Raw genomic sequence first — 21,339 nt, forward strand, 5'->3', positions numbered from 1 at the left:
CCGGTCCAATCGACCTTCACCACATGGTCGCTGATGCCCGCCCTGCCCATTCCCTGTCATAGGTCTCCTGGTCGAAGTCCGCTTTCGCGGCCTTCAACAGTGCGCCGGATGTGGGCAGCTTGGCCGGATCGACGAACCGTTCCGGATTCCAGAGCTCGGCACGCATCAATGCGCGGGCGCACTGGAAATAGACTTCACCGATGGTGATGACCACGATGCTTCGCGGATGCCGGCGATCCATCTCGAAACTCTCGATCAGCCTCGGATCGACGGAGACCACGGCGCGACCGTTCACGCGCATCGTGGTGTTCGATCCGGGTATAAGAAACATCAGCGCCACGCGCGGATCGCGCACGATATTGAGAAGCGAATCGATGCGGTTGTTTCCACGCCAGTCGGGCAAAAGCAGGGTCGCATTGTCCTGCACCCTGACGCAGCTGCCGGCATCTCCACGCGGCGAGCAATCAAGACCTTCAGGCCCGACCGTCGCAAGCGCCATGAACGGCGACGCCTCGATCATCTGGCGATACTCGGCGGTGAGCGTCTTCGTCACCTTGGCCACCGACGCCTCGGCGACGCCGCTGTAGATTTCCCGCAATTGCTCAACGGTCTGGATGATGGTCATGACGCCCTCGCCCGCCCCCTATGACGGTCAACGACGACACTAGGGTGACAGGTGCCGGCGATCAACGGTTCATGCAGCGGAACTGCGATCTCGCTCCACCTCGTCGGAGGTCATGAACCTGCAAACCGCTTCGATAACCTCGGGCGCGCTGATGATTCGCCGGTGACCGTGACCGTTGGCCCAATGGATCCTGGCGCTCGGGGTGGAGGCATAACGGCGGGCATGGCCCGCATCGACTTCCTTGTCTTCCTCCGCATGAACCACGAGCAGCGGCGTCCCGATTCGTTGGGCGACCGCTACCGCGTCGAATTCCGCCAAGGTCGTGCCGGCAACATTCTCCGCATGCCGGATCAAACCCTGCTTGACCACCGCACTCAGCCCGACCTGTTGCGAAAACCCATCGAACAGCCATTCGATTCGGGTCGGCGAGCCGATGACCGCGAGGCGACTCGGCGAGATCCGCCCTGCCCCGGGCAGGACGCCACCCGCAGCCAGCATGAGACTGGCACCGCCGAACGAATGGCCGACGGCACCGTCGAACGGGCCAAACCGGCGCTCCGCCTCAACGATGGCCTCTACCGCCATACGCATGTTCAACCGCCTGCCGCTGGAGCGGCCATGGCCAGGAAAATCGAGAACGACCACTTCCGCCCCTTCGACGGCCAGCCCCTCTGCCAGCGCGGAAATATAGGAGGCGGACGATCCCCAACCGTGCACGACGAGGATACGCCGACGCGGTTCCGTTTGGCTCCCGTTGAACCGATAGGCCATCACACTTGTTTTTCCCGTCCGAAAAGGCATGGTTTCGGCGGTGGCAAGACGTTTGTGCCCTTCCGCGTGAACCCGGCGAGCCTTGGCGCCGGCGGGGCGTCGCGAGGGGGTCAGGCAGAACAGCTCGAAGGCTAACCGGCCGGCCAGCTTCGGCGACAAAGCGCTGGTGGCGGCGAAAACCGAACGGATGACCTTGAACGCAAACGGTGGCATTGTGAGACATCCTCTGATAATGTTCAACAATGAACAATAAAGTACAAGAATGAACAAAAATCAATCCCTGCCGTGGGATCATCCGCGCTTTAAAAGCTGGATCACCGTCGCCCGTGCGTGCCAGCTGATGCAAACGGTCCTGACCCGCGAGCTCGCACCGCTCGACATCAAGCCGCCGCATCTGGACATCCTCATCAACCTCTATCGCTTCGAGGCGATCTCGCAACAGGAACTGGCCCGCAAGCTGCTGGTCGGCAGATCCAATATCAGCATGACCCTGCCGCAGATGGAGAAACGGGGACTGATCGAGCGTCGCGGCGACAAGCGCGACAAGCGCGTGCTTCGTCTTTTTCTCACCGAAGAGGGCCGCCGCATCACGGTGGAAGCCATGAGCATTCAGACGGCGCTTATCGACCGTATCCTCTCGGCAACCCCGATCGAGCAATGTCTGGCGATCGCCGAGGACATGGAGCGTGTGGTCGGCGCCCTTCAGGCCGAAATCGTCGAGGACGCCGAGCCCGGCTGAGCCGCAGGGCTGGGTTGAGAGCCCGAATCTCTTGCCGGAATGGCACGCCAGGCAGCAAGAGATACGTCCTTCACCTCTGCGGCGGATCGCGACTGAGCCCCTTTTCCGTCAGTTCGCGTTCGTAGTCGGCAAACAGCCGCTCGCCATCCTCGCCAAGCTCGCGCAGATATGTCCAGGTGAAGATGCCGCTGTTATGGCCATCCTCGAAGCCAATTCGCACGGCGTAGTTGCCGGTGGGAATGAGGCTGCCTATACCGACGTTGCGCTTGCCCGGCACCGTCACCTTCTGCCCCGGCCCGTGGCCCTGCACCTCGGCGGAGGGTGACAACACCCGGAGCATCTCCGCCGCCAACGAATAGGCCTGACCGTCGTTGAAGGTGACATTGAGCACCCGTCTGTCCTTTGATACGCGCAATTCGGTGGGCCAGATATCGCTCATGTCGCTTCCGTTCGCTCCCTGAAAAATCGGCACAGGATTAGAAGCTTGATGCCTCTGTCGCAAGCCGCTTCCCCCTTGACGCGCCCGCCAATGCCGCCCACTTTGAGATCTCAGGAGGATAGTCCTTGAACTCTTTGGCAAAACCACCGAGCGACGCTCGCCCGCTTTCAAACGAGAAGGCACCGATGATCGATCCATTCGGCCGCGCCGTGACCTATCTGCGCGTGTCGGTCACCGATCGCTGTGATTTCCGCTGCACCTATTGCATGGCGGAAAACATGACCTTTCTGCCAAAGAAGGACCTCCTGACGCTCGAAGAGCTGGATAGGCTCTGTTCCGCCTTCATTGCCAAGGGTGTGCGCAGGCTGCGGCTGACGGGCGGAGAGCCGCTGGTGCGCAAGAACATCATGCACCTGGTGCGCGCGCTCGGTCGCCATATCGAGACGGGCACCCTCGACGAACTCACCCTCACCACGAACGGGTCGCAGCTATCCCGCCACGCCGAGGAACTCTATGACTGCGGCGTTCGCCGCATCAACGTGTCTCTGGATACACTCGATCCCGACAAGTTCCGGACGATCACACGCTGGGGCGACTTTTCCAAGGTCATGGAAGGCATCGATTCCGCCCAGAAAGCGGGATTGAAGATCAAGCTGAATGCGGTCGCGCTCAAGGGTTTCAACGAAGACGAAATCCCCGACATGCTACGCTTCGCCCATGGTCGCGGCATGGACCTCACGGTCATCGAGACGATGCCGATGGGCGAGATCGAAGAAGACCGCACCGACCGCTATCTGCCGTTGTCGAAGGTTAAGGCGGATCTGGAGCAGCATTTCACGCTGACCGACATTCCCTACAAGACGGGTGGCCCGGCCCGCTATGTCGAGGTCGAGGAGACGGGTGGTCGTCTCGGCTTCATCACGCCTCTGACGCACAATTTTTGCGAAAGCTGCAACCGTGTCAGGCTTACCTGCACCGGGACGCTCTACATGTGTCTTGGCCAGAACGATGCAGCCGACCTGCGAACGGCGCTGCGTGCATCCGATGACGATGCCCTTCTGTCGCAGGCAATCGACGAGGCGATCCTTCGCAAGCCGAAAGGTCACGACTTCATCATCGACCGCACGCACAACCGGCCGACCATCGCTCGCCACATGAATGTCACCGGAGGGTGATGCCTCGGCGTTAGCCGTCCAGACGCCGCGATCTTTTCACGGACATGAAAAAGGGCGCAGTTTCCCGCGCCCCGAATTTCTGGTGATCGGCTGGCGTTCTACTCGTCCCTGTAAACCTTCTCACGGCGCTCGTGGCGCTCCTGAGCTTCGATTGACAGGGTCGCGATGGGTCGGGCGTCCAGACGCTTCAACCCGATCGGCTCACCGGTCTCCTCGCAGAAGCCGTAAGTGCCTTCATCGATCCGTTGCAGAGCCGAATCGATCTTCGCGATGAGCTTGCGCTGTCTGTCGCGAGCCCGAAGTTCGATAGCCCGGTCCGTCTCGGAAGACGCCCGGTCGGCAAGGTCAGGATGATTGGCACTTTCTTCCGCGAGATGACCAAGCGTCTCGCGCGCTTCCCGAAGAATGTCGTTCTTCCAGGCAATCAGCTTGGCCCGGAAATACGCCTTCTGGTTTGCATTCATGAACTCGTCGTTTTCAGAGAGCACATAATTGCCAAGATCGATCTTCTCACTCAACGCGATTCTCCCGAAGAACATCTCAAGGCGCGCTCTATATCCCAATCAGCTAGGGCCATTCAAGCCCGTTAAGCATTGTCCAGTACTTTTTTAAAACTGTCACATTGTTAGGCTAACGGCCTAATATTTAAACAGTATATTCCTTCAGCGATATTGAATGCTTCCTTGGGTCTGCGACAGTAACGCATGAAGTCCGGAGCCGTGGCCGTGGTTGACGGAACTTTCGCCGAGGGCTACGCATCGCGAGAGCTTTCCTCAGGCGGCGGACAGATGAACCTCACTTCCCCTTCCCGCATCTATCTGCTGCGCCATGCGAAGGCGGCGTGGGCCCAGCCCGGCGGGCGCGATTTCGACCGACCACTGGATGACGAGGGATACTCGGAAGCCGAAGTCGTGGCCGAAAAAGCGGCAGATCGCAACTATCGCCCGGATCGGGTCGTCAGCTCCACCGCAACGCGGTGCCGCCAGACGGCGGACGCGGTTCGCCGGGCAATGGACGTGGATATGGACGTGAGCTTTGTCGACGAGCTCTACAATGCTCCGGTCGATACCTATCTCGAGCTTGTGTCGACCAACGGTGGCGCATCGCTGATGTTCATCGGTCACAATCCGACAATCGAGGAAGTGCTCGAGAGGCTGGTCGGCCCCGACCAGGCCACGGCGGCCATTCCCAGCGGCTACCCGACCGCGGGACTTGCTGTTCTCGATCAACCGCCCGCCACCGGCGGGCGATACTGGCGGCTCGTCGATTTCCTGACGGCCTAGTGGCGGGCGATGCCAAAGGCTGCTTCTTTTCTCTTTGGTTTCAGACCCCTATATAGGCGGAAACGAAGGACCCTGCCTTGCCGCCCTCTCTGACCAGCTTCACCGACGACGCCCGCATCGCGCTCGACAACCTCGCAGACAGGGCATCCGGTCTCGTTCATCCCACGGTAAGGCTCGGCGTTACCGGGCTGTCGCGGGCCGGCAAGACCGTGTTCATCTCCTCGCTTGTCCACAATCTGCTCAACGGCGGACGCCTGCCCCTGTTCGAGCCGGTCCGATCTGGCCGGGTTTCGCGGGTCAGGCTGGAGCCGCAGCCGGACGACGCCATCCCCCGCTTCCAGTACGAGGACCACATCCAGGCACTCGTGCGCGAGCGGATATGGCCCGATTCGACACGTGCTATTTCGGAACTGCGCATCACATTGGACTACCAGAGTGCCAGCGGCTGGGGACGGTTGTTTTCTCCGGGGCGCCTGTCGATCGACATCGTCGACTATCCCGGCGAATGGCTGCTGGATCTTCCCTTGCTGGGACAGGATTTCCGCACGTTCAGCGCCAATACCGTGGCCCTCGCCCGCACAGGCATCCGCGCCGAACTCTCCCGGGAATGGCTGTCGCTGGCAGCCAGCGTCGACATGAATGCCGCAGCCGATGAAATGACGGCTCGACGGCTGTCTGAGGCATTCTCAGGCTACCTGAAGGCCTGCAAGGCCGACGAGCGCTCGCTTTCCACCCTGCCTCCGGGCCGCTTCCTGATGCCGGGCGATCTCGAAGGTTCCCCCGCCCTCACCTTCGCACCCTTGCTGGAAATGACCGAAGAGCGCGCGCCGAAGGACTCGCTCAGGGCGATGATGGAGCGCCGCTTCGAGGCCTATAAGTCGGTTGTCGTAAAACCCTTCTTCCGCGAACATTTCGCCCGTCTCGACCGGCAGATCGTCCTGATCGATGCGCTGCAGGCGATCAACCGCGGACAGGAGGCCATTCTCGACCTCGAGCGCGCCCTGGGCGACGTGCTGGCGTGCTTCAGGCCGGGCGGCAACAGCCTTCTGTCCTCGCTCCTCGGCAGACGGATCGACAAGGTTCTTGTCGCCGCGACAAAGGCAGACCATCTTCATCACGAGAGCCATGACCGGCTGGAGAGGATCACCACCCGCTTCGTCGATCGTGCGATCCAGCGTATAGGCATGGCCGGTGCCGGGATCGAAGTCATGGCGATCGCATCCGTCCGTGCTACCCGCGAGGCCACCGTGAACGAAGGCGGCCACACGCTGCCGGTCATCGTCGGCACCCCGATGGCCGGAGAGAGAATCGGGTCGGACCTGTTCGATGGAAACAGAAAAACCGCTGTATTTCCGGGAGACTTGCCGGAGGATCCTGAAGTGTTGTTTAAGCATCTCGAAACGGGATCCGCCGATCTTCCCGACATCAACTTTGTTCGATTCCGTCCACCTGCACTGGAGGAAACCAGCGGCGGCATGAAGCTTTCCGTTCCCCACATCCGTCTGGATCGCGCCATGCAGTTCCTCCTGGGAGATCGCCTCGCATGACGTCATCGGACAACAATGGACGCCGGCCAGGCGCCTTTCCCGTGGAGGAGGAGCGGAAACGGGAGCCTACCCCCACCGTCCGTCGCGCGCCCCGCAGCTTTGAAGGCAACGTCGTCGTCACCTCGGACGAGAACGACCCCTTCCTGACACCGCCCGAACTCGCGGGCCGGGACGTACCTGTCGCCGAGCCCAGACGCCGTCGGCGCTTTTCTTTCGGCAACATGGCGCTTGCCGCATTCGGCACATTTCTCTCGCTGGCCTTCGGCCTTTGGGCGGATAGCGTCGTGCGTGATCTTTTCACCCGCGCCGACTGGCTGGGTTACGCTGCCCTGACGACGCTGGCGATGGGGCTGATCGCCATTTCGGTCGTAGTCGGGCGTGAGGTCTACGGGTTGATGCGCCTTGCGGCCGTCCAATCCCTGAAGAGCGAGGCGGAACAGGCCGCTGCGGCACCTATTCCGGCTGCTGCCCGCACTGTGGTCGCAACGCTTTCCCGCATCCTCTCTCACCGGGCGGAAACGGCCAAAGGCCGCGCTGTTCTCGATGCCACCAAGGATGAGATCATTGACGGACCGCACCTGATCGACCTTGCCGAACGGGAACTCCTCACCCCTCTGGACCGGCAGGCCCGCGTCCTCATTCTCAACGCGTCCAAGCGGGTGTCCATCGTCACGGCCGTTAGCCCCCGCGCCATTGTCGATCTTGCTTACGTCGTCTTCGAAGTGTCGCGGCTCGTCCGCGCGATGGCAGAACTCTATGGCGGCAGGCCCGGCACCCTCGGACTTGTCCGGCTGATGCGCGACGTGGTCGCCCATCTGGCGGTGACCGGCTCCATTGCCGTCGGGGACGGTCTTGCACAACAGGTGCTCGGCCATGGCGTCGCGGCCAAACTGTCCAAACGGTTGGGCGAAGGCGTGATCAACGGAATGCTCACCGCACGTATCGGCATCGCCGCTATGGACCTCTGCCGCCCGCTGCCCTTCCGGGCGCTGAAACGACCGGGAATCGGCGATTTCCTGGCCGATCTTGCACCTCTCGGCGGCAGCCGGCAGGACCAGAATTGATCCGGATTACAGCCGGCGCCAACAGCGCGGATACCACTCGTTAACCATTCCGACGGTAGACTGGAGGCTAGAAAACGGCTCCGGGCCTGGCCAAGGAAAACCACATGTATCTGCGCATCTTTTCCCTGATTGGCGGGCTTGCCGCCGCATTTGCAGCCACCTCGGCTCTCACGCCCGATGCGTCGGCAGCGCCACGCGACAAGGCGTTCTTCCAGTCCGTCGCGGGCGCATGGAAAGGACCGGGCGAGATCGTTGCCGGAAAATACAAGGGCACCAAGTTCAACTGCAACCTGATCGGTGAACCGGCGCTGAGCGGCGAAGTCGGCATCAAGCTCGACGGCACCTGCCGCGTCGGCGTCTTCAAGCAGCCGATGTCCGCCGTCATCACGCAGAAGGGCAAGGGCTATACGGGTCAGTTCCTCGACGGTGCTGAAGGCAAGGGCCTCGACATCGTCTCCGGCGCCGTCAACGGCGACAAGGTCGTCATGGGCATCAATCGCGCCCAGCTGAACGGCGCCATGGTTGCCAGCCTGCGTGGCGACAACATCATGAACATCACCATTTCGGTGAAGGTCGAGGATCAGATGGTGCCGGTAATCGGCCTGACGCTTGACCGGGACCTGGACGCGATCGCCGTCGGCTCGATCCGCTAAGCGACCAAGGCGGGGGCTAGCTCTCCCGCCACCAATTCCCGTTCGCGCTTGCGACTTCGATCCCGCTCGTATCGACGCTCGGCAGCCACTCTCGCACAGTTTTGCCTTCGACAGGCAGGTTGTCGGCGATCTCTGCCAGCGGCAAGAGCACGAAGCCGCGCTGCGTCATGCGTGGATGCGGCAATTCCAGCCTTTCCCCTTCACTATGACGTCCCTCATAGGTGAGGATATCGATGTCGATGGTTCTCGGCCCCCAGCGCTCGATTCGCTCCCGCTTCATGCCGCGCTCTATGGCGAGGCAGGCGTCCAGCAACGCTTCCGGCTCCAGGAATGTCCGGACCACGGCACAGCAATTGATGAAATCAGCTTGATCCGTCTTCCCCCATGGGGGCGTCTTGTAGAGACGCGAAACCGCAATTACCTCGCAATCGTCCCGCTGGTCCAGCTGCCGAAGGGCCTCGGCCATGGCAGCGCGCGGGTCGCCGATATTGCCGCCGAGACCAAGCGATGCGGTCCGGCCAATCGCTTCAGCGACAGTGCTCAACGCGCACCTCGGCATAATCGAGAATTCCCTGCACCGGCGCGCTCGGCTTGCGCACGGTGATCGCCGCCCGGACAATCTGCGGAAAGCGGTCGCAAAGCGCCTTTGCGATATCCAGAGCCAGCGCCTCGATAAGCTTTCGCTGCCGGCCGGTCACCACGTTTTCGATCAGAGCAAACGCTGCTCCATAATCGACGGTCTGCTCGACAAGGTCCGTCTCCAGCGCATCGCCGGCCTCCACGTCCAGCACCGCATCCACGAAGAAGCGCTGCCCGATCGCGTTCTCTTCGGCAAGGACACCGTGGCGCGCGAAGAACGCGCAGTTCTTCAGGGTAATGGTATAGGTCTTCATATGCCGCTCTCCGTCGCCTGGGCCGACAGCAAGGCATCCGCCATCGCCAGTGCATCCCTGTTCATCGCTACGTTGTGGACGCGAAAGATCGACGCTCCGGCAAGCCGCAGGATTGCCGTGGTTGCCGCCGTGCCGACATCGCGTTCCTCCGCGTTTTCGCGGCCGGTCACCGAACCGATGAACCGCTTCCGCGAGGTACCAACCAGCCACGGCAGTCCAAAACGCTGCAGCTCCGCAAACCGCGCCATGAGTTCGATGTTCTGCGCGGCATTCTTGGCAAACCCGAAGCCCGGGTCCAGCATGATCGTCTCGCGCTTCACGCCGGCTGCATCCGCAATGCCGAGCGATATGTCGAAGAACGACTGCTGATCCGCGATCACGTCGTCGACCATCTCTCCCTCACGCCCTCGCCCGGTATGCATGATGCAGAGGCCCGCGCCGGTTTCCGCAGCCACCGAGGCTATCGCCGGCTCTCTCTGCAAACCATGCACATCGTTGATGATATGCGCGCCGGCCGCCATCGCCAGCCGAGCCGTCTCCGCACGATAGGTATCCACGGAAATGAGCGCATTCGTCTCGGCCACGAGCGCCTCGATCACCGGCAGCACTCGGTCCTGCTCCTCGGAGGCACTCACTTCGGCCGCGCCCGGCCGCGTCGATTCTCCGCCGATATCCAGGATTGCAGCCCCTTGCGTGACGCACCTAAGCGCGTGCGAAACGGCCCGCCCGGCATCGACATAGCGCCCTCCATCGGAGAAAGAGTCCGGCGTTACATTGATGATCGCCATGATATGGCCGCGGTTGCCGAGTTCAAGAACACGACCCTGGCCCATCAGCCAGGACTTGTGGCCAGGCGATGCCTGCTCGACGTCATTTGTCTGGGAGGAACGCAAATTTTTATGCCTTTGTGTTGCGCTGCCGACGCCTATGCCCCAAGCTTATCCGAACTTCAACGTCCGCAGGCCCAAGAATGTCGCTGATTTCCAGTTTCCGCCGCATCATCGGCGGGCTGCTCTTGTCGTGTATGCTTTCCACTGCAGCTACCGCCGCCCCCTCGATCGCCAAGACCTACGGCTATTTCAGCATAGGCGGCAGGACGGCCGAGGACCTGGACCGTGAGTTGGGTCGCCGCGGACCGATGACCAACGCCACCGGCCACCGCCACCCGGGCGCCACCGAAATCAAGTTCGGCGGCGAAGTTACCTATGTCGAACGCGGCGGGCAATGCTCCGTCGGCGAAGCCAAGGTCACCTTGCGCACGCACCTCATCCTGCCGCGCTGGAACAACCGTCGCCGCGCGGAAAAGGATCTCCGCTTCATCTGGGACACGCTCTCGGCCGATATCAAGCGGCACGAGGAACGTCATGCCGAGATTGCCCGCAGCTATGCGCGCACTCTTGAGCGGGATCTGCTCAACCTGAAGCCGACGGGAACCTGCGAGAACCTGGAGAAAAAGGTCGGATCGACCACGAAACGTGTGCTGGAAGCGCACGACCGCGATCAGCTGCGGTTCGACAAGGTGGAATCGAAGAACTTCGACAACCGCATGATGCGCCTCCTGAAATACCGGCTGGAACAGCAGGGCGGCTAGATCTGGGCGTCTTTCATCCTGCGAGCACAGGAAACGCTTTCGCCTTCCACACGCCCCACAGGGCATCGGCATGACCGGCCGTCACCCCATCCGTTAAACGCTTTGCGCTTCGGACCCTACAAGCCCTTGGTCAGGCCTGCCGCTCGGGGACGTTCACGACAAGGCCATCCAGCGCGTCCGTCATCTTGATCTGACAGGACAGTCTGGAGGTCGGCCTCATGTCGTATGCGAAGTCCAGCATGTCCTCTTCCATGGCGGTCGGCGGACCGACCGTTTCCGTCCATCCGTCGTCGACATAGACATGACAGGTGGCACAGGCACAGGCACCGCCGCATTCAGCCTCGATCCCGGGCACCGAGTTGCGGACTGCATTTTCCATCACCGTCGATCCGTTGCTCGCATCGATATCGAAGCGCGTTCCGTCGAAGGCGACGATCGTCAATTTCGTCATGATCTGGAAATCCGATAAGAATAGTCAGGCACAGTGGATTGCTCATTGAACATATCCGCCAGCCAGTCAACATAGGTTGCGCCATGCCACGCCGCAATGGCGGGCCGGCCGCGGCTTTTAGCGACAGAGCTTCAGGATGAAGTTCTCGGCTTCCAGTACCGCTGCACCCAACTTGGCCAGAAGTGCCGCATCCGGCCCCTTCTCTTCGAGACGGAGTGCCGCGTCGGCCACGATGAAGGCGCCCACGGCAGACGCCGCGCCCTTGAGCCGGTGAGCCGCGGCGATGACGTCCGCAGGCTTGCCTTCCGTCATTTCCTGCAGCGCGCGCCGCGCCTGGCTTGCGAAGAGCTGCAGCACCTCGATCTCGAGGGTCTTGTCCCCCATGGTCTGCCCTGCCAGATGAACGAGATCGATCGGTCTGGACTGCGACGGGCAGATTGCGCGGGCGTTGACTGGCGCTTCGAATGCGAGAGTGGACACGGCCATGAAACTTGATGATCCTCTGGAACCTGGCTGCACCGACTTTTGCCGGATGGCACGTTCTATCCCGTTAAATTCCGGCACAATCGAGGTAGGAATCTGGCGCTATGGTTAATTTCGACTAAGGCGCTTGATTTGTAGGACTTTCCACGGACTTTATGGTTTAAATCCTGTTAACAACCAGAAACCCATCCGCCGCACCCGGGGCTCGCTGAATTGTTAAGGCAACGGAGATGTGCCACTACGATACGCTTGGATTGGCGGGAGTCCGCTCCCACTTCCAAGGATGGCCTGATGGTAAGTATTCCTTATCATCCGTTTGTAAGAAGGCCATCTAAGTGTGAATGAAAAGGAAAATGCTGACGCCATGACGGCGCAGCTTTCCGGCAGGCATAATCTCATCCTGTATCTGCAAAGGCGGGCAGAAATGGATGGGTTTGGCCGGGCGAGTATGTAGCGAGGCGTAACCGCATGGCGAAGAAGACAAGCAACGAGTCGATCGACGAAACGGCATTCCAGGCATTGGAAGACGCTCTGAAAATCGATTTCATTGACGAGCAGGATGCACGTCGGCAAGCGACGCCTGCCGCCTCGGAGGCCAGAGTGTCTGAACCAAAGCAGCGACCCGCCCAGGCGCGCCGGGAGAACCCGGCTGAGCCGCCACGCACCCAGCCAGCCGAGCCCGCGGCCCGTACGCCTTCATTCGAACCGGCGAACGACGGCAGCCGGCGCAGCTCCGTGAATTTGCTGAAGTCGCTCGAAAGCGGGACCATGCAGTCCTCGCTGCGCAGCGCGGCGATCGTATCGGTGCTCTGGACAATCGGCGGCGTCGGTCTTGCCCACCTCATCTACGGCAACCAGCTTTGGCAGATCGGATCCGTTTCCGCGCTTCTGGCCAATCCGGGTATTGTCGCGATCCTGATCGGCATCGTCGTGCCGGTCATGCTGTTCTTCGCCTTCGCGACAATGATGGCGCGCGCCCAGGATTTGCGCAACGCCGCCCGCTCCATGGCCGAAGTGGCACTGCGCCTGTCCGAGCCGGAGACGGTTGCATCCGAACGGATCATGTCTGTCGGCCAGGCCGTCCGCCGCGAAGTGTCGGCCATGAACGAGGGCATCGAGCGCACGATCGCCCGCGCGACCGAACTCGAAACCCTCGTCCATTCCGAGGTCAACGCCCTCGAGCGCAGCTATGCCGATAACGAGCTGCGGGTTCGCGGTCTCGTGCACGAACTCGGCACGGAACGCGATGCCGTGGTCAATCATGCCGAACGCATCCGCTCGTCCATCGTCGGCGCCCATGAACAGCTCAAGGAAGAACTGTCGCTGGCGACGGAAGAGATTTCCATCCGTCTCGCAACCTCGGGCGAAGCCTTCGCCTCGATGATCGACACGCGCGCAGCCGCCCTCACCGAGAAGACCAATGCCGCAGGCGAGGCTCTCGGCTCGCTTCTGGCGGCAAAGGCCGACGATCTGGTCCAGACGCTCAGTTCCTCCGGCATCGCCCTTGCCACCGAGTTCGATACACGCCTCGAATATATCTCGCTGACGCTCGTCGAACGGGGACAGGCGCTGCTTGGCGAGTTCGAGACACGGGCATCCACGCTCGATGCCAATACGGAAAAACTCAACGCCGCTCTCGCGGATCGTACCCGCCAGCTCAACGAGACGCTCGTCGCGCGTACCCGCGAAATTGCCGAGGGTCTTTCCGAGGGCGAACGTTCCATCACCGGCTCGCTCGATACGGTCATTGCCTCGCTGAACCACGCACTCGATACCAAGGGCGCCTCGTTCCGTCAGAGCCTTCAGTCAGCCGCCGACGATGCCGTCATGGATATCGATCTCCGGACCGGCCTTTTCGAGGAGCGGATGCTGGCAACCGTCGGCCAGCTCGGCACCACGTTCGACGATGGGCTTGCAGAGTTCACCACCGCCTTCGACCAGCGCGCCGGCAGCCTCGACAGCAAGCTGATGGACAGCCTGGCCCGCATCAACGAAACCGTCGCTGGCGGTTCCGAATCGCTCGAAGGCATCCTCAGCAGCAGCATCGAGCACATCGGCAACACGCTGACCGATCAGTCCTTTGCCTTGGCAACCACGCTGGGTACCGGCCAGGAAGTGCTCGATTCGATGTTCGAGACCCGCAGCCGCGAACTGAATGAAGCACTCGCTGCACGCACCGGCGAGATCACCAATGCCTTCGGTTCGACCCATGAAGCGATGGATAGCGTTCTCGCCGTACGCAGCAGCGCCCTGATCGGCGCGTTGAGCGACAGCCACAGCAAGTTCGAACGGACGTTCGGCGAGCGCTCGGACGCCGTCATCAATGCCCTGGAAAGCGGCCAGGAACGGATCACCAATGCTCTGGACCACAAGACAGCGGCCATAGAGTCCGCCGTATCCGAAGCCCCCGAGCGACTGGCGAACCTGCTGGACGAGCGTGCATCCACGATCGCCCGCCACCTGCAGGAAGGCGAGCAGCGCCTCACGGAAGGCCTCGATCGTCGCGTCACGGATCTCGCCCAGACGCTGGGTGCGAACGGTGACCGGATCGGCGAACTCCTCGACGACAAGACGATGGAAATCAGCACCGCCTTCGCCCTTGGCGAAGACCGGATCGCCGGCATCCTCACCAATCTGGCCGATACGCCAGAGCGCCTCTCCAGCGTCCTGGACGAACGTGCAGCCTTGATCGCCCGCCACATCGAAGAAGGCGAACAGCGCCTCGGCGAAGACCTCGACCGTCGTGTGAGTAGCCTCACCCAGGCGCTGAGCTCCAACGGCGAACGCATCGGCGAGCTCCTCGACGACAAGACGATGGAAATCAGCACCGCCTTCGCCCTTGGTGAAGACCGGATCGCCGGCATCCTCACAAATCTGGCCGATACGCCAGAGCGCCTCTCAAGCGTCCTGGACGAGCGCGCAGGCCTGATCGCCCGTCACATCGAGCAAGGCGAACAGCGCCTTGGCGAAGACCTCGACCGCCGTGTCGCGGACTTTTCGAAGACGATCATCGCCAATGGCGATCGGCTCGGCGAAATCCTCGACGACAAGGCAATGGAAATCAGCACGGCCTTTGCACTCGGAGAGGATCGTCTCGCCACGTCCCTGGAAGACAAGGCCAGCGTCCTGCTCGCCGCAGCGTCCGAGGCGGGCAACCGCATCGAACAGTCCGTTGGCCAGGTCTCGGAGCAGATCGGCAGCATCCTTGGTGACGGTTCGCGCCGCTTCGAGGAAAGCCTGACCGGCGGCGCAGACCGTATCGAGGCAGCGATTGGCACGGGTCAGGAGCGCATTGCCGCCACCATCGGCCTTGGCCATCAGCAGTTCGCAGATACCGTCTCCTCCGCGAACCAGCAGATGGAAGAGACGCTTGGAACCGGCTACGAGCGCATGCGCGCCACTCTGGAAGAGCGTAGCGAAGTGATTTCGTCTGCACTTTCGCATGCACACGAGCAGATCGCGGAATTGATGTCCGATCAGGTGACGACGATCGGCACCACGGTCGCGACCAGTGCCGGAATGCTCGAAATGTCCCTGGAAGGCCAGCAGGATGCCATTCGTGCCGCCATCAACGGCGCAGGCTCCGATCTGGAGCAGCGTCTGAGTTCGACAGCCGGCGACATCGCCCTCAGGCTCAACAACGCCGCACAGGAAATCAGCCGCTCGGCAGACGATTTCTCTGGCCGCATCGAGCAGACTGTCGGCAGCGTTACCGCAGCACTCGACGATACCGGCGTCCGCATCGAAAGCACCTTCGGTGGGCTGGAAGGCCGGATCCGCAACGAACTGTCGAGCGTCACCGATCTCGTCGACGGCGCGGGCCGCAACATCGGGGAAACTCTCGCGGCGCGTGCAGCAGAACTCGAACGCGTCAGCACCGAAGCGCATGATCGCATTGCCGGCACCATGGATTCCGGCACTGCCCGCTTCGATGAGCGCCTGTCCACCATGGACCGGGCCCTCACGGTCGGTCTCGACAACGTCACCAGGACCATCGAAGGCAAAGCAACCAACCTCGCAAGCGCCCTCCGCGATGCCGTCAGCGCCGCAGCACAGGGCATGGACAGCGAAGCCATGCGCTCGGCAGAGATGCTGACCCGCGCCGGCTCCGAGTTCACCGAAGAGCTGTCGAACCGCAACGCCGAGTTCACGCGCTCGATCGAAGAGCGCTCGACCGACATCGTCAGCCGGATTTCTGAAACCCAGAACCGCCTCGCGGGTCAGGCCGCAACCGTGGCACAGGCCTTCTCAGAGGCCGGAAACGCGATCGTCCACAAGGTCGCGGAAGCCGATTCGCTTGTGAAGAAGCAGGTTGCGGCAATCTCGCAAGCCCTCGGTGAAGCCGAGCAGGCCTTGGAGGCCCGTGGCGGCTCGCTTCGCGGCTCGCTGTCGGAAACGGCAACCGAGTTGCAGAACGCCATGGATGGCGTCGACAAGGCCCTGGCGGCCCGTGGCGACGCAATCCGGTCCGCGCTCGACAGCCGCGCCCGCGATCTCAACTCCATGCTGGCAAGCCGGACAACGGAACTGTCGCGCCTCATCGAGGAGCAGGCAAAGCCCGTCGTCGAGCAATATGCCGAAGCAAGCCGCACTGCCGCCGAGCAGATCGCAGCGGCTGCACAGGAAAGCACCGACCGTCTGGTCGCTGCAGCTCACGAAAACTCCGGCCGGATCCGCGACGAAAACAGCGCGCTTGTGGACGCCATTGCAGCGCGCACCAACGAGGCACTCTCGGCTCTCTCGCAACGGACGGAAAACACCACCGGTGCCATCCTCGCCGTCGAACGCGGCTTGTCGGGCAGCGTCAACGCGCTGATCGAAAAGCTTGCCGACAGCAATTCCGGCATTGCCGATCTCATCCACCGGGCAGCGGAGAGCATCACCTCGGCTGCGGATCAGGCCGCCGAGCGTCTCGCAGGTGTGGACGAAAAGCTCGACGCCACCGCGAACCGGTTTGCCGAGTCGGCAGGCCATGCGGCCGACATGGTTTCGGGATCAAGCCGCCTGCTCGAAAACAACATCGACCGCCTCGCCACCATCTCCGGCGAGACGCTTAATCAGGTCGGCGGTATCGTCGGCCGCTTCGACGAGCATTCGAAGGTCCTTGCCCAGGCGTCCGAGCTTCTCGGTGCTGCACAGTCCAACCTGGCGAATACGCTCGATGAGCGTCAGACCGCGCTGCGCAGCCTGTCCGCCGGACTGGTCAAGCGCTCCGAGGAAATCGAGGCAACGATGCGCGGCCTCACAAATCTGGTCGACGGAGCCTTTGAACGTGCCGAAGGCCGCTCCAATCAGGTTGCCTCGCATCTGCGCGACAGCCTGCAGGGCGCCTTTGCCGACATCGGCCGCACCTTGGGTGAAACCCAGCAGCGTGCGGATGTCACGGCACAGACCATGCGCAGCGCCTTCATGGGTGCAACCGAAGAAGCAAATCGCACGATCGACAGCACGATGGCCGAGGCCGAACAGCGTGCGCGGGGTCTCTCCGAGCGCATCCGTGGCGGCGTCGAAGGCTCGCTCGCGGACGTCGAGCGCATGCTCGGCGACGCGACCAGCCGCTCCGACAACGCGGCTTCCCAGCTGCGCGATACCCTTCGCAAATCCGTAGAGGAAGCGGTTGGCCGCTTTGCCGGCGCGACCGATGAAATCCGCCGGTCGGCCAACGAGATCCGCGAAGAACTCGACAGCACCCGCACGGAACTCAAGCGCGGCGCCTTCGATCTTCCGGAGGAGGCAAAGGAGAACGCCGCTGCCATGCGTCGCGCCGTCGCCGAGCAGATCAAGGCACTGCAGGATCTGTCGCAGATCGTCGGCCGCTCGGCGCAGCAGCTGGAGGTCTCGCAGCCTGCTCCGACCCGCGTCGCCGCACCTGCTCCCACAGCCGCAGCACCTACGCCTGCAGCGCGTCCGCAGCCCACTGCCGCAGCGCTGCCCCCGCAGACGCCGGCTGCCCCGCGCAACGACATCCTCTCTACAGGCCTGCGCGGCAGCCTCAACATGGACCGTGGCACCCAGCCGCGCCCGGCGGAGCCTGCTCCGCGTCGTGAGGACGGTGGCTGGATCAGCGACCTTCTGCGTGGCGCCTCGCGCGAAACCCAGCCGCAAACCCCTGCCCGACCGGCCACACGCCCGCCGGAACAGGCAGCCGCTCGCGGCAACGGTGACAACCGCAATCCGCGCCATATGGTCGAATCGCTGAACTCGCTGTCCGTGGATATCGCCCGCGCGATCGACCACGATGCCTCGGTGGACCTGTGGCGTCGCTATCAGCGGGGCGAGCGCGACGTGTTCACCCGTCGCCTCTACACGCTGAAGGGCCAGCAGACGTTCGACGAGATCAAGCGCAAGTACGAGCGGGAGCCGGAATTCCGCACCGCCGTCGACCGCTACATCGCCGATTTCGAGAAGCTGCTCGCGGACGTGGCTCGCACTGATCGCGACAAGTCGGTAACCCAGAGCTACCTGACGTCCGACACGGGCAAGGTCTATACCATGCTCGCCCATGCGGCCGGCCGCTTCAGCTAACGGCAGAGAGTGTTTTCAAAACCAAAAATGGCCGCCCGAAAGGCGGCCATTTTCTTTAGAGGCAATTGATCGTGGGGGCATAACCGGAGCGAAGACGCAGCCATTGCGGCATGTGCCTATGCAAACGCTGTAGCCGGAAAGATCCGTCAGGTGCGAACGGGGCTAAATGCGCGAAGGGGCTTCGATTTGCGGAAATGCCGCCATCGGCCGGCCGTTGAGCCAGCCGCCATTTTGACGCCTTACGAATTCACGATCCAGGTTGCGGTCACATGACCCCCAGCGACCACTCGACGATTTCCGCACCCACGTTGGCAAAGGCACGGTCCAGCCCGGCAATGAAGTCCCGGTTCGCCGAACCGGATACCGGCACGCTGGCGCGGAAGACCTGCTGTGCCCGCACGGTGCCGTTGCGATCGTTGAGGATTTTCACCGAGATTTCCACGTTCGCCACGTCGGCGCCGCTCGTATCGACCTCGAAGCTCCGGATGTTGGTGACGACCTGATAGTCGATCGCCAGGCCCTGCCCCGGTCTGCCGACCCCGCCGAGCCTGCCGCTGTTCTCGAAGGCTTCCACCAGCTTCGACTGAACCATGCGCGGCAACGTGTCGCCCCACTGCGAATTCGCCAGATACTGGATCTCGGAGGGCGAAATGCGGATCACGACCTGCTCGCTGTCCAGCGGCTTCAACGCCGTCGGCTCGGTAACGAGGATCTGCCGGCTGCGTGCCGCAGGCCCGCTGCTGGCAGGCGTGATGGAAAGGTCGAACGTATCGTTCTTGGCCTTGGACCCGCAACCTGTCGCCAGAACGGCGACGAGCGGCAGCACGACCAGTGCGGACGGGCGCCAGTTTTCTCGCCTGAAGTAGCTCGATCCGGTCATGAAAACTCCGCTCTTATCGACGTGTCCTGCCGTCATATTGCTTTACCGTTTCCCCGCCGAAGATAAGCCGCTGCGGGTTCTCGTCGAAATTGCTGATCGTATCGTTGAGGCTGCGAACCGTCCGGCGGGTATCGTCCACCAGCGTCTGGATGTCGCGCAGCCCGGAAGCCGAGAAGCGCTGCAGGTTGTCGGCAATCGGGCCGACGCGGGCATTGATGTTGTCGGCGACCGTACGGAAGGATTCCAGCGTACGGCGGGCCTCGGCAAACAGGGACTGCGAATCGCCGCCGGACACCATCGTGTCCACCTTGGCGAGGATCCCATCGACGCGGCTCGAGGCACTATTGAGTTTCTGCGCCAGTTCGGTGAAGTCGCCGATGGCCCGGTCGATATCCTCCCGTCGGGCAGCCACATCGTCCACGACACCGCGCGCCGACGAGATGGCGCTGCGCGCATCCTCGCTCGCCGCGGTGATGTTGTTCACGGCCGTGCCGATGTTCTTCGGGTCTATCGCCGCCATCAGCTCGTCCGCCCTTTTCAGGACGGTCTGCGCATCGACGGTCGCCCGCTGGAAGCCGGATGCAGCGTCGCGAACGTCCTGGGCGATCTCGTCGAAATTCTCCGATGCGTTGGCAATGTTGCGGGTTGTGCGTTCCGCATTGGAAACGACCTGATTGATCTTTTCGGCGTCCACCGCGCGAACCAGTTGCTCGGCGGCTTCAAGCGTAGAATCAAGACGTTCCGATATGCGGTTGAAGGTTCCCGAGAGAGCCGACATGCTGCCCAGGAATTCATCGATCGCACCGGCATTGTCGCTGAGCGCCGCCGTGAATGTCTCCGCGTTGCGGATCGTCTGCGTAAGTGGCCCACGGGAATCGGCAACGAACCCCTGGATGTCGCCGATCGCCTGATTGGCGCGGTCGAGGATCTTGTCCGCGGTTGCCAGAAGGTTGGTCACGCTCGACTGATCGGCGATCAGCACGGCGGGACGCTCCGTCTCGATGGCCTTCTGGAGGATGTTCTCCTCGCCCTTGTTACCACCCGAAAGCTCGATATAGGCGGCGCCTGTCAGGCCCTGCACTTCAAGAACCGCGCGGGTCGAGGGGTAGACAGGGGCATCCGCCCGCACTTCGGTGAATGCGATGGAATACTGCGGATCATCCGGGTCGATCGAGAGATTGCGGACCGATCCGACCGGAATACCGTTGAAGCGCACCGGCGATCCCACGGAAAGACCGTTCGCGGATCCGGGGATTCGGATTGCAAGCTCTGCCATCGGTCCACCGCGTCCGGACTGAGCCATCCAGTAGACAAAACCGAATGCGGCAGCGATCACCAGAATGGTGAAAAAGCCGACGATCGCATAATTTGCTCTGGTTTCCATGGCGTCAGATCACTTTTCTGCAGGGCTTGCGGCGGGCTGCTCGCTCGTCACGACGGAGCGGGCGCGTTTGCCGCGGAAGTAGGATTGGACCCACGGATCGTCGAAAGCGAACATTTCCTCTAGTGTCCCTTCCACCAATACCCGCTTCTGTCCAAGTACGGCAATACGGTCACACACCGAAAAAAGGCTGTCGAGATCGTGGGTTACCATGTAGACCGTCAGCCCGAGCGTGTCTCTCAGCCTCGCGATCAGCATATCGAATTCCGCAGCGCCTATCGGATCGAGCCCTGATGTCGGCTCGTCGAGGAAGACGAGATCCGGGTCAAGCGCAAGCGCCCGCGCCAATGCGGCGCGCTTGATCATCCCACCGGAAAGCTCGGACGGATACTTATCGGCCGCGTCTGGCGCGAGGCCGACCATCTCGATCTTCAGATAGGCCAATTCGTCCATCAGCGACTGCGGAAGGTCCAGGTATTCCCGCATGGGAAGCTGGATGTTCTCCTTGACGGTCAGGGCGGAGAACAGCGCACCGTGCTGGAAGAGAACGCCGAGACGGGTATCGAGCTTCATTCGCCCCTCGTCGTCCGCCTCGTCATAGTCGGTCCCGAGAATCTCGATCTTGCCCGACTGCCGCGGCAAAAGCCGCAATACCGTCCGCATGAGGACCGATTTCCCGGTACCGGAAGCGCCAACGAAACCCAGGATTTCGCCGCGATAGACATCCAGATTGAGTTTTTCGAGCACGACATTGGAGCCGAACGCGACAGTAACGTCGCGAACGGACAGCACCACCTGCCTGTCCCTGCCGTTCTTGTCTTTTACCGTACCGTCCACCC

The 21,339-nt window shown here is 62.2% G+C and carries 20 protein-coding genes; 8 read left to right on the forward strand and 12 right to left on the reverse strand.

Going from position 1 to position 21,339, the window contains the following annotated elements; genetic code table 11:
- Positions 1 to 16: 16 nt before the first annotated feature.
- Both LH464_RS00175 and LH464_RS00180 read right to left on the reverse strand, forming a co-directional pair.
- Positions 17 to 625 carry a pyridoxamine 5'-phosphate oxidase family protein gene (locus LH464_RS00175; RefSeq protein ID WP_226784331.1) on the reverse strand — a complete coding sequence of 203 codons (609 nt, stop codon included), beginning with the start codon at positions 623 to 625 and terminating at the stop codon, positions 17 to 19.
- Positions 626 to 694: 69 nt separating this feature from the next.
- Complete coding sequence (locus LH464_RS00180) at positions 695 to 1,609, reverse strand: alpha/beta hydrolase (protein WP_226784332.1); 915 nt, start codon at positions 1,607 to 1,609, stop codon at positions 695 to 697.
- 49 nt (positions 1,610 to 1,658) lie between these two features.
- Here LH464_RS00180 and LH464_RS00185 point away from each other — a divergent pair, with 49 nt between their 5' ends.
- Positions 1,659 to 2,135: a MarR family winged helix-turn-helix transcriptional regulator gene (locus LH464_RS00185; protein WP_226784333.1), complete on the forward strand. Its 477-nt coding sequence runs from the start codon at positions 1,659 to 1,661 to the stop codon at positions 2,133 to 2,135.
- 70 nt (positions 2,136 to 2,205) lie between these two features.
- Here the strand turns inward: LH464_RS00185 and LH464_RS00190 are convergent, their stop codons facing one another.
- Entirely contained in the window at positions 2,206 to 2,574 is a 369-nt protein-coding gene (locus tag LH464_RS00190; RefSeq protein ID WP_226784334.1) for a gamma-butyrobetaine hydroxylase-like domain-containing protein, read from the reverse strand.
- Between the two features lie 185 nt (positions 2,575 to 2,759).
- On the opposite strand from LH464_RS00190, the gene moaA reads away from it, so the two are divergent.
- Positions 2,760 to 3,749: a GTP 3',8-cyclase MoaA gene (moaA, locus tag LH464_RS00195; RefSeq protein ID WP_226784335.1), complete on the forward strand. Its 990-nt coding sequence runs from the start codon at positions 2,760 to 2,762 to the stop codon at positions 3,747 to 3,749.
- A gap of 98 nt (positions 3,750 to 3,847) precedes the next feature.
- Here the strand turns inward: moaA and dksA are convergent, their stop codons facing one another.
- Positions 3,848 to 4,267: an RNA polymerase-binding protein DksA gene (gene dksA, locus LH464_RS00200; protein ID WP_226784336.1), complete on the reverse strand. Its 420-nt coding sequence runs from the start codon at positions 4,265 to 4,267 to the stop codon at positions 3,848 to 3,850.
- A 270-nt stretch (positions 4,268 to 4,537) separates the two neighbouring features.
- Between dksA and LH464_RS00205 the strand changes: the two genes are divergently transcribed.
- From LH464_RS00205 to LH464_RS00220, 4 genes are all read left to right on the forward strand, one after another.
- On the forward strand, positions 4,538 to 5,032 hold the full coding sequence (locus LH464_RS00205; RefSeq protein ID WP_226784555.1) for a SixA phosphatase family protein: 495 nt from the start codon (positions 4,538 to 4,540) through the stop codon (positions 5,030 to 5,032).
- 77 nt (positions 5,033 to 5,109) lie between these two features.
- The gene (locus LH464_RS00210; RefSeq protein ID WP_226784337.1) at positions 5,110 to 6,579 is read left to right on the forward strand and encodes a YcjX family GTP-binding protein; all 1,470 of its coding nucleotides are present in this window, start codon (positions 5,110 to 5,112) and stop codon (positions 6,577 to 6,579) included.
- On the forward strand, positions 6,576 to 7,643 hold the full coding sequence (locus tag LH464_RS00215; protein WP_226784338.1) for a YcjF family protein: 1,068 nt from the start codon (positions 6,576 to 6,578) through the stop codon (positions 7,641 to 7,643). Before LH464_RS00210 ends, LH464_RS00215 begins: the two co-directional genes overlap by 4 nt.
- A gap of 104 nt (positions 7,644 to 7,747) precedes the next feature.
- The gene (locus LH464_RS00220; RefSeq protein WP_226784339.1) at positions 7,748 to 8,296 is read left to right on the forward strand and encodes a hypothetical protein; all 549 of its coding nucleotides are present in this window, start codon (positions 7,748 to 7,750) and stop codon (positions 8,294 to 8,296) included.
- A gap of 16 nt (positions 8,297 to 8,312) precedes the next feature.
- On the opposite strand, the gene folK is transcribed toward LH464_RS00220, so the two are convergent.
- The 3 genes from folK to folP are packed head-to-tail and all read right to left on the reverse strand — an operon-like array spanning position 8,313 to position 10,022.
- On the reverse strand, positions 8,313 to 8,840 hold the full coding sequence (folK, locus tag LH464_RS00225) for a 2-amino-4-hydroxy-6-hydroxymethyldihydropteridine diphosphokinase (protein ID WP_226784340.1): 528 nt from the start codon (positions 8,838 to 8,840) through the stop codon (positions 8,313 to 8,315).
- Positions 8,824 to 9,189: a dihydroneopterin aldolase gene (gene folB, locus LH464_RS00230; RefSeq protein WP_226784341.1), complete on the reverse strand. Its 366-nt coding sequence runs from the start codon at positions 9,187 to 9,189 to the stop codon at positions 8,824 to 8,826. The genes folK and folB overlap by 17 nt, the downstream gene beginning before the upstream one ends.
- A complete protein-coding gene (gene folP, locus LH464_RS00235) occupies positions 9,186 to 10,022 on the reverse strand; it encodes a dihydropteroate synthase (RefSeq protein WP_226784556.1) in 837 nt (278 codons plus the stop codon). Before folP ends, folB begins: the two co-directional genes overlap by 4 nt.
- 137 nt (positions 10,023 to 10,159) lie before the next feature.
- On the opposite strand from folP, the gene LH464_RS00240 reads away from it, so the two are divergent.
- Entirely contained in the window at positions 10,160 to 10,780 is a 621-nt protein-coding gene (locus LH464_RS00240; RefSeq protein ID WP_390624888.1) for a DUF922 domain-containing Zn-dependent protease, read from the forward strand.
- A gap of 130 nt (positions 10,781 to 10,910) precedes the next feature.
- On the opposite strand, the gene LH464_RS00245 is transcribed toward LH464_RS00240, so the two are convergent.
- Together LH464_RS00245 and LH464_RS00250 are read right to left on the reverse strand one after the other, a co-directional pair.
- The gene (locus LH464_RS00245; protein ID WP_226784342.1) at positions 10,911 to 11,231 is read right to left on the reverse strand and encodes a 2Fe-2S iron-sulfur cluster-binding protein; all 321 of its coding nucleotides are present in this window, start codon (positions 11,229 to 11,231) and stop codon (positions 10,911 to 10,913) included.
- A gap of 117 nt (positions 11,232 to 11,348) precedes the next feature.
- Positions 11,349 to 11,717, reverse strand: a complete 369-nt coding sequence (locus tag LH464_RS00250; RefSeq protein WP_226784343.1) for an Hpt domain-containing protein — start codon at positions 11,715 to 11,717, stop codon at positions 11,349 to 11,351.
- Positions 11,718 to 12,182: 465 nt separating this feature from the next.
- Between LH464_RS00250 and LH464_RS00255 the strand changes: the two genes are divergently transcribed.
- Positions 12,183 to 18,239, forward strand: coding sequence for an apolipoprotein A-IV repeat region-like domain-containing protein (locus LH464_RS00255; protein WP_226784344.1), 6,057 nt, complete (start codon positions 12,183 to 12,185; stop codon positions 18,237 to 18,239).
- A gap of 265 nt (positions 18,240 to 18,504) precedes the next feature.
- Here LH464_RS00255 and LH464_RS00260 read toward each other — a convergent pair whose 3' ends face one another.
- From LH464_RS00260 to LH464_RS00270, 3 genes are read right to left on the reverse strand one after another with little or no spacing between them, the layout of a single operon-like run.
- Positions 18,505 to 19,119, reverse strand: coding sequence for an ABC-type transport auxiliary lipoprotein family protein (locus LH464_RS00260; RefSeq protein ID WP_226784345.1), 615 nt, complete (start codon positions 19,117 to 19,119; stop codon positions 18,505 to 18,507).
- Between the two features lie 13 nt (positions 19,120 to 19,132).
- Positions 19,133 to 20,503, reverse strand: a complete 1,371-nt coding sequence (locus LH464_RS00265; protein WP_226784346.1) for an MlaD family protein — start codon at positions 20,501 to 20,503, stop codon at positions 19,133 to 19,135.
- Positions 20,504 to 20,512: 9 nt separating this feature from the next.
- Positions 20,513 to 21,337, reverse strand: coding sequence for an ABC transporter ATP-binding protein (locus tag LH464_RS00270; protein ID WP_226784347.1), 825 nt, complete (start codon positions 21,335 to 21,337; stop codon positions 20,513 to 20,515).
- Positions 21,338 to 21,339 lie beyond the last annotated feature (2 nt).

Origin of the sequence: Pseudorhizobium xiangyangii, from assembly GCF_020531965.1 — a bacterium.
Lineage (GTDB): Bacteria > Pseudomonadota > Alphaproteobacteria > Rhizobiales > Rhizobiaceae > Neorhizobium > Neorhizobium xiangyangii.

Bases quoted from the DNA above. Each gene is read 5' to 3' on its own strand.
- LH464_RS00255 (WP_226784344.1), top strand. From the start codon at position 12,183: ATGGCGAAGAAGACAAGCAACGAGTCGATCGACGAAACGGCATTCCAG.
- LH464_RS00220 (WP_226784339.1), top strand. From the start codon at position 7,748: ATGTATCTGCGCATCTTTTCCCTGATTGGCGGGCTTGCCGCCGCATTT.
- folB (WP_226784341.1), bottom strand. From the start codon at position 9,189: ATGAAGACCTATACCATTACCCTGAAGAACTGCGCGTTCTTCGCGCGC.
- LH464_RS00260 (WP_226784345.1), bottom strand. From the start codon at position 19,119: ATGACCGGATCGAGCTACTTCAGGCGAGAAAACTGGCGCCCGTCCGCA.
- LH464_RS00250 (WP_226784343.1), bottom strand. From the start codon at position 11,717: ATGGCCGTGTCCACTCTCGCATTCGAAGCGCCAGTCAACGCCCGCGCA.
- LH464_RS00175 (WP_226784331.1), bottom strand. From the start codon at position 625: ATGACCATCATCCAGACCGTTGAGCAATTGCGGGAAATCTACAGCGGC.
- LH464_RS00190 (WP_226784334.1), bottom strand. From the start codon at position 2,574: ATGAGCGATATCTGGCCCACCGAATTGCGCGTATCAAAGGACAGACGG.
- LH464_RS00265 (WP_226784346.1), bottom strand. From the start codon at position 20,503: ATGGAAACCAGAGCAAATTATGCGATCGTCGGCTTTTTCACCATTCTG.
- LH464_RS00215 (WP_226784338.1), top strand. From the start codon at position 6,576: ATGACGTCATCGGACAACAATGGACGCCGGCCAGGCGCCTTTCCCGTG.
- LH464_RS00245 (WP_226784342.1), bottom strand. From the start codon at position 11,231: ATGACGAAATTGACGATCGTCGCCTTCGACGGAACGCGCTTCGATATC.
- LH464_RS00185 (WP_226784333.1), top strand. From the start codon at position 1,659: ATGAACAAAAATCAATCCCTGCCGTGGGATCATCCGCGCTTTAAAAGC.
- LH464_RS00180 (WP_226784332.1), bottom strand. From the start codon at position 1,609: ATGCCACCGTTTGCGTTCAAGGTCATCCGTTCGGTTTTCGCCGCCACC.
- folP (WP_226784556.1), bottom strand. From the start codon at position 10,022: ATGGGCCAGGGTCGTGTTCTTGAACTCGGCAACCGCGGCCATATCATG.
- LH464_RS00240 (WP_390624888.1), top strand. From the start codon at position 10,160: ATGTCGCTGATTTCCAGTTTCCGCCGCATCATCGGCGGGCTGCTCTTG.
- moaA (WP_226784335.1), top strand. From the start codon at position 2,760: ATGATCGATCCATTCGGCCGCGCCGTGACCTATCTGCGCGTGTCGGTC.
- LH464_RS00205 (WP_226784555.1), top strand. From the start codon at position 4,538: ATGAACCTCACTTCCCCTTCCCGCATCTATCTGCTGCGCCATGCGAAG.